5 protein-coding genes are annotated in these 5,552 nt (G+C 37.9%); 4 read left to right on the top strand and 1 reads right to left on the bottom strand.

Annotated elements, in window-relative coordinates; all coding sequences use genetic code 11:
* A partial coding sequence (locus IIC38_19800) for a lamin tail domain-containing protein (GenBank protein MCH8128167.1) occupies window positions 1–1,971 on the bottom strand: 1,971 nt, incomplete at its 3' end.
* Window positions 1,972–2,609: 638 nt separating this feature from the next.
* On the opposite strand from IIC38_19800, the gene IIC38_19795 reads away from it, so the two are divergent.
* The 4 genes from IIC38_19795 (at window position 2,610) to IIC38_19780 (ending at window position 5,319) form a co-directional block, all read left to right on the top strand.
* Window positions 2,610–2,960 (top strand): lasso peptide biosynthesis B2 protein, encoded by a 351-nt coding sequence (locus IIC38_19795; protein ID MCH8128166.1) that lies wholly within the window; start codon window positions 2,610–2,612, stop codon window positions 2,958–2,960.
* Window positions 2,961–2,971: 11 nt separating this feature from the next.
* On the top strand, window positions 2,972–3,139 hold the full coding sequence (locus tag IIC38_19790; protein ID MCH8128165.1) for a hypothetical protein: 168 nt from the start codon (window positions 2,972–2,974) through the stop codon (window positions 3,137–3,139).
* 82 nt (window positions 3,140–3,221) lie between these two features.
* The gene (locus IIC38_19785) at window positions 3,222–4,241 is read left to right on the top strand and encodes a hypothetical protein (protein ID MCH8128164.1); all 1,020 of its coding nucleotides are present in this window, start codon (window positions 3,222–3,224) and stop codon (window positions 4,239–4,241) included.
* A complete protein-coding gene (locus IIC38_19780; GenBank protein ID MCH8128163.1) occupies window positions 4,231–5,319 on the top strand; it encodes a radical SAM protein in 1,089 nt (362 codons plus the stop codon). The genes IIC38_19785 and IIC38_19780 overlap by 11 nt, the downstream gene beginning before the upstream one ends.
* The last annotated feature ends 233 nt before the right edge of the window (window positions 5,320–5,552 follow it).

Here is a 5,552-nt window from a genome sequence, read left to right as displayed (position 1 = left end):
CGGAATACCCGATTTTGCAACTCCATCCTGTTTTATAGTTACAGTCAATGTATGATCCGTACCGACTTGATTCGTGTCCGTTTCTGCCTCCAAAGTGCACATATTATCTACCCAAACTTTCTGAGCAAAACATTCAAAAGGAACACCATCAATCGAACCGCTTGCTTTGATGGAATCCGTGCCAGCCGTACCGTTGCTGGTATAAATAAATGTGGCTTGGCCACTGCCATTGGTTGGACTGGTGCCGGAACCGGTTTGGCCTAAATTGGGACCTTTGAAAACTTCGAAAGTCACCTCAACTCCTTGTTGGTTAATACCATCTTTCTGAACGGTTACGGTTGAAGAGTGCTGACTGTTAACCTGGTTGGTGTCGGTTGTGGGTGTGATGAAACAATCGGTAATACCAATTTCTACCTTGTAATCCTCAACTTCGCCATCCAGGGCCAGGCCATCAAATGACAGATCGCCGGTTGAATTAAATCGAAAACGAGCAAAAGTGACTCCTTGTAATGCAGATGCAGGCACGGAATAAGTCAGAACACTATTGAGGCCGGCATTCAAATCCAGGTTGGTAAAGATCTGTTCATTTGCATCTTCCCAATCACCGTCACGATTAAAGTCGATCCACGCGTTTAGTTTGCCTGCAATGGATGCCGTAACGTCCGCAGTCGCATTATTCCCTGGCGCGAGGAATGAAGTAAACACAACACCATCCTCATCGTCCGGGACACCATTGGTATCGTCGTCAGTTGCTGTCGCATCGGGCTGGCCATCTGGTTCGGCATCCACTGCAAATCCCAGGAAAGTTGTGCCATTAAGCACATGACGCGCCCCATTATCCTTCAATAAGGTGGGATAACTATCTGGAGGTACCCCAGCATCGCCCCCACTTGGCGCATCGCTAAAATCAAAAGCAGCATCATTTGCAAATCCGATAGTTGTATGCTGTTGAATGAAATCGTTCACATCATTATCTGTATCGATGCCGTTGGGGACTCGGGCTATGGCTTCATCCACGATGCTGCTCGCATTACCGCCGTTTGAACTGCCATCGGCCGCGCCATCGCCATCGCCATCACTTTCTTTATCATCTCCCAATTCGACATCATCAACGATGGTGCCAGATGCATTTTTCAACTCAAGAAAAATATCGTTATTCATGGATCCTGGTGGATTGCCGATAACGAGGAATTCACCGGGTTGGAAATTAGTTAAAGATCCACCATCACTAAAGACAAATACGGTAGATCCCGGGTTTTGAAAATCTAATGTAGCATCGGAGCCATCTATAAAATCCAAAGTCCAACCGGTTCCCTCAGTCAAATCAATAGCAGAGACACCGGCATTGTATATTTCGAGCCATTCATCTGTGTTGCTGATAGTACCATTGCCTGGTTTAGAATCAAATTGAACACCATTGCCCCCGCTGTTATCGGTCCAATCCTGCTGAGGATCGGTTACGACTTCGTTGATGAGGACGATCTGCTCCGCCAACTTACCGATGAAAAAGTCCTGTCCATCTGCGCTTGTTAACGAATTGGTGCCAAAGTCCGCATTACTAACAAAGCGGCCAGTCATTAGAATATTTCCAAGTTTCTCCACGCCAATTGCACTACCTCTGTCAGCTTCCGGATCATTACTTGCACTTCCCGCTCGTTTTGTCCATAAGTCATTGCCATTGAGATCATATTTAGCAATAAACACTTCTTGGCTGCCTACTCCAATAAGTGCTGAATCGGAATAATCAGCTATTCTTATAAATCGGCCCACAACATAGCTGTTTATAGCACCATCAATTACTAAATCATTCCCCTCATCATTACCAACGACTCCTGCAGGGTGCATCCATTTAAAATCTGGTACCTGGGCATTCAAACCTTTGCTGGTGAATGGAGCAATTGAAAAAACAAAAATAACGACAAACAAAAACCTATAAAATACAACTTGATTAATATAATATTGACTATACATGTTTCCCCCCTTCAATTGTTAAATGAAATTATTGATTAGTTTAAACTTAATTTGACGAGTAGCTTTCTCATACAAAAAATACCATTACTTGCGAATAAATTTCTTCCTCGCTGATACTAACAAAAGTATTAATTAACTTGGGATTGTTCTCACCCCTTTTTTGTGAAAAAAAATCTTATCTTAATTATTTATTGAAGTATAATGAATCAAATGGAACAATACAAACTTTTTTTATTTTTATTAATAATTAATCAGATAACAAAGGGGGTATTCCATAAGTCATAATCCTCAACCGAATAGGTAACATTTTGACAAATCACCAAAACTTTAGGATATTTTTTTGTAATAATTCGAAGGATGAGAAGCTCTTTATGCTCAAAATGAATAGCTTTAAGTGTCTCAAACCAAGCTAACTGTTATATAGTGATACAGTTTTTTGCAGTTTCGAGAATCCTACCCTATTGGTTTTATCAGCATTTACTTAGGCATAGGTTTTGCTTCATAAAGACTTAAAAAAACAAGAATTATGAAGAATTAATTGTGAGGATTGCGTTATCGTTTACTTATTAGGAAAAATTATTAAAGCAAACTATCTGCTTTTGAGCAGAATATTTGTCTGGAGTATAATAATAAATATCATGGTGCGATTTCGGAATATAACCCGGGTATTACAGCTCTTAAGCTCAAAAAAGTATATCGGTGCCCCACTTTCCAAACATGAAATTTACAAATTAGTCTCCTATGTTGATTTCATCTTAAATCTAATTAATCCTATATTAAAAAAGACTTGTTTAAAAAGGTCTTTAGTACTCTACCGTTTCTTACGATACTATAATAGTTCAGTAGATTTTAAAATTGGAGTTCAGAATAAGCAAGCCAATATATTAGGTCACAGTTGGTTAATATTAAATGGCAAGATTTTTGCGGATACAGAAAATAAAGTGAAAGATTTCAAGTTAATTTACAATTACACGAATTACTCATACTAATTGGAGGTTTCATGGCATCACGAGCGGAAAAAAATAAAAGTAACAATAAAGATAACAAAGAAAAAAGAAAGCTGAAAGCCTTTATTGAGCCAAAGTTAACCAAGCAAGAGTCTTTGGTCAAATCGACGCTTTTTCCAGGAGCTGCAGCTCCAGGAGCAGCTGCTGTTGGAACATCATAATTAAGAGAGGATTTGAATGTCGTAGTTTGTTGTACTATTCAACAAGCATTGAGTACTGTAAGCTACAACAAAATCCAAAGGAATGGATAAGGATAAAACACTTAATCTTTATGGCATTGAGATAATTGTTGAGTATTCAGACAATCAGCTTGAAAGTAGTTTATCTTCTTTATCACAGCTTTTTTGTTCCATACCCAACAATCCTTTCAGAGGAAAGGATTCCTCACCTTTATATCTAAAATTTTCCAATTCAACAATTAGTATTCCTGATGGTTGTAAATTAATATCAGATAAACAATCTCTTCTCAGGTTACATCAATTGGATGAGTTTGTTTATATTAGTTATAAGAAATCTATGTTACAAATTGATTTTACAAACGAAACAGTAATGGGACATTTTGAAGAATCAGTTTTTAAATTCCCCCGCATGATATCTCACGCATTTATTCTAACGGCGATTGTGATGCTATTACATTCAAGAAAGCTTTTCTATCTTCATGCCGCAGCGTTAGAAAACGCTGGAAATGGTTATTTATTTGTTGGTCAATCCGGTTCGGGGAAATCTACAAATACAATGCATTTAGTTGAAAGTGGATGGAATTATTTATCTGATGATATCGTTTTACTGCAGCAAAAGGAAAATAAAGAAATATCTGTACATTCTTTTCCTGGAGATTTTAAGTTCAATGATAATTTTATCAATCAACCCTCAAAGGATTATTTAAAAGAGCATATTTATGATGTCCCATTTAATGAAAAAAAGCATATTGATATTCAGAAAATATATCCAAATCAATTTGTTCAATATAGTACACCAAATACCGTTATTTTTCCCCAGATAGTAGATGAGCCAACAACCCGGCTAGTACCAACCACTCATATAAATGCATTAACCTACCTGTTGCAACAAAGCCCTTACATTTTTTTACCCCATCGCTTTAAACAACTTCATCTGGATGTATTAAAAGATCTAATCAAACAAAGTGATTGCTATTTATTGCTTTCTGGAAAAGATTTGCTAAATAATCCTGGAAAACTTTCGAAAATAATAGAGGCTGTATTGAACAATAATGTAAAGGAGGATAGCCTCTGTGGCAATTGAATCGATAGGGTTTGAAATTACTAACCGCTGTAATTATGCTTGTGTCCATTGTTTACGATCTGATATCGCACCAAGAAAGGACCTACCGGAAGACTTACAATCTGTTATCGGGCCGGTTAATTCACGTTTGGATATTCCGCTACATCTTGTTGACAAGCTTATTGATGAAGCTCGTCCTCTTCATATTCCAGCTGTATCATTTACAGGAGGTGAACCAACTTTGCATCGACAATTTCCACAGATTGTCAAGAAGTTCTATGATGCCGGTTATGAAATTGCAATGGTCACGAATGGAACCAGGTTTGAAAAAACCTACCAGACTATAAACCCTTACCGAGATCGTTTTAGAGGTTTCTGTTTCAGCATGGATGGGGCAACCGCTGAGACGATGGACCAGATCCGGCAGAAGGGATCTTTTGTCAAATCTTTACAAGCTATCAGCGTTTGCCGCGCTAAGAAACTACCATTTTGTATTCAAATGGTGATTACCGCAACCAACCGCCATGAATTGGAAGCCATGGCCATTTTAGCCAGTAAAGTCGAAAGCGAACAATTATATTTAATTCCACTTCAACCAACTTTACAAACCACTTACAAACAAATGAATGTGGCTCCGGAGGATTGGTATAAAATTAAACAAGAAATCGAGGAACTGAATGCTGTTTATAAGGTTTCGATAGAACCCTTTGTTGCCTTTCCAAATGATGATTCACCCTGGGTTAATTGCAACGCACTTTCGATGCAGGCGATCTATGTTGACTATCGCGGTAATATAACCTTCTGTTGCCAATTATCAGAATATGCTGATGGCGATTCGATGACCGATATAATTGGAAATTTGGAAGACAATAATCTATTAGATTTGTATGGCGATTATGTCCAAATGATTTCCAGCTTCCAAAAAGAAAAACTTCGTCGATATAAAAATGGAGAGTTGACAAAATTGGATGCTTTTCCCTGTTGGTATTGCGCGAAACATTTTAAAAAACTCAATTGGATGAAAAGATTTCCCGATGATCCATGGCATGACGATGCAATGATATCCATTGATCATGAAAAAATAAGCAAATCTACTTAGAAGTTGTTGAAATTTTTGGAGTGAGAATTTGGATTAATCAACAATGAACAAATTCAATTAAAATGACATTGCATTGCAGTACGCTATAGAAACGATTAACCTCTCTAAAAGCTTTCCTGTCAGTAAAAGCTTCCCTCAAATAATAGCGCACCCCTTCAAAAAAGAAAAAAAAACTGTCCTCCTCAATATCAACCTTCACGTCAAGCAAGGAGAACTTTTTTGTTTGTTAGGAC

This window comes from candidate division KSB1 bacterium, from assembly GCA_022566355.1.
In the GTDB taxonomy this organism is placed as follows: Bacteria; Zhuqueibacterota; JdFR-76; order JdFR-76; family DREG01; genus JADFJB01.
The sequence above is the reverse complement of the archived record's forward strand: the minus strand, read 5'-3'. Positions and strand labels throughout refer to the sequence as shown.

What these genes read in the sequence shown, in the direction of transcription:
- IIC38_19785 (MCH8128164.1), top strand. Translation starts at nt 3,222, where the DNA reads ATGGATAAGGATAAAACACTTAATCTTTATGGCATTGAGATAATTGTT.
- IIC38_19790 (MCH8128165.1), top strand. Translation starts at nt 2,972, where the DNA reads ATGGCATCACGAGCGGAAAAAAATAAAAGTAACAATAAAGATAACAAA.
- IIC38_19795 (MCH8128166.1), top strand. Translation starts at nt 2,610, where the DNA reads ATGGTGCGATTTCGGAATATAACCCGGGTATTACAGCTCTTAAGCTCA.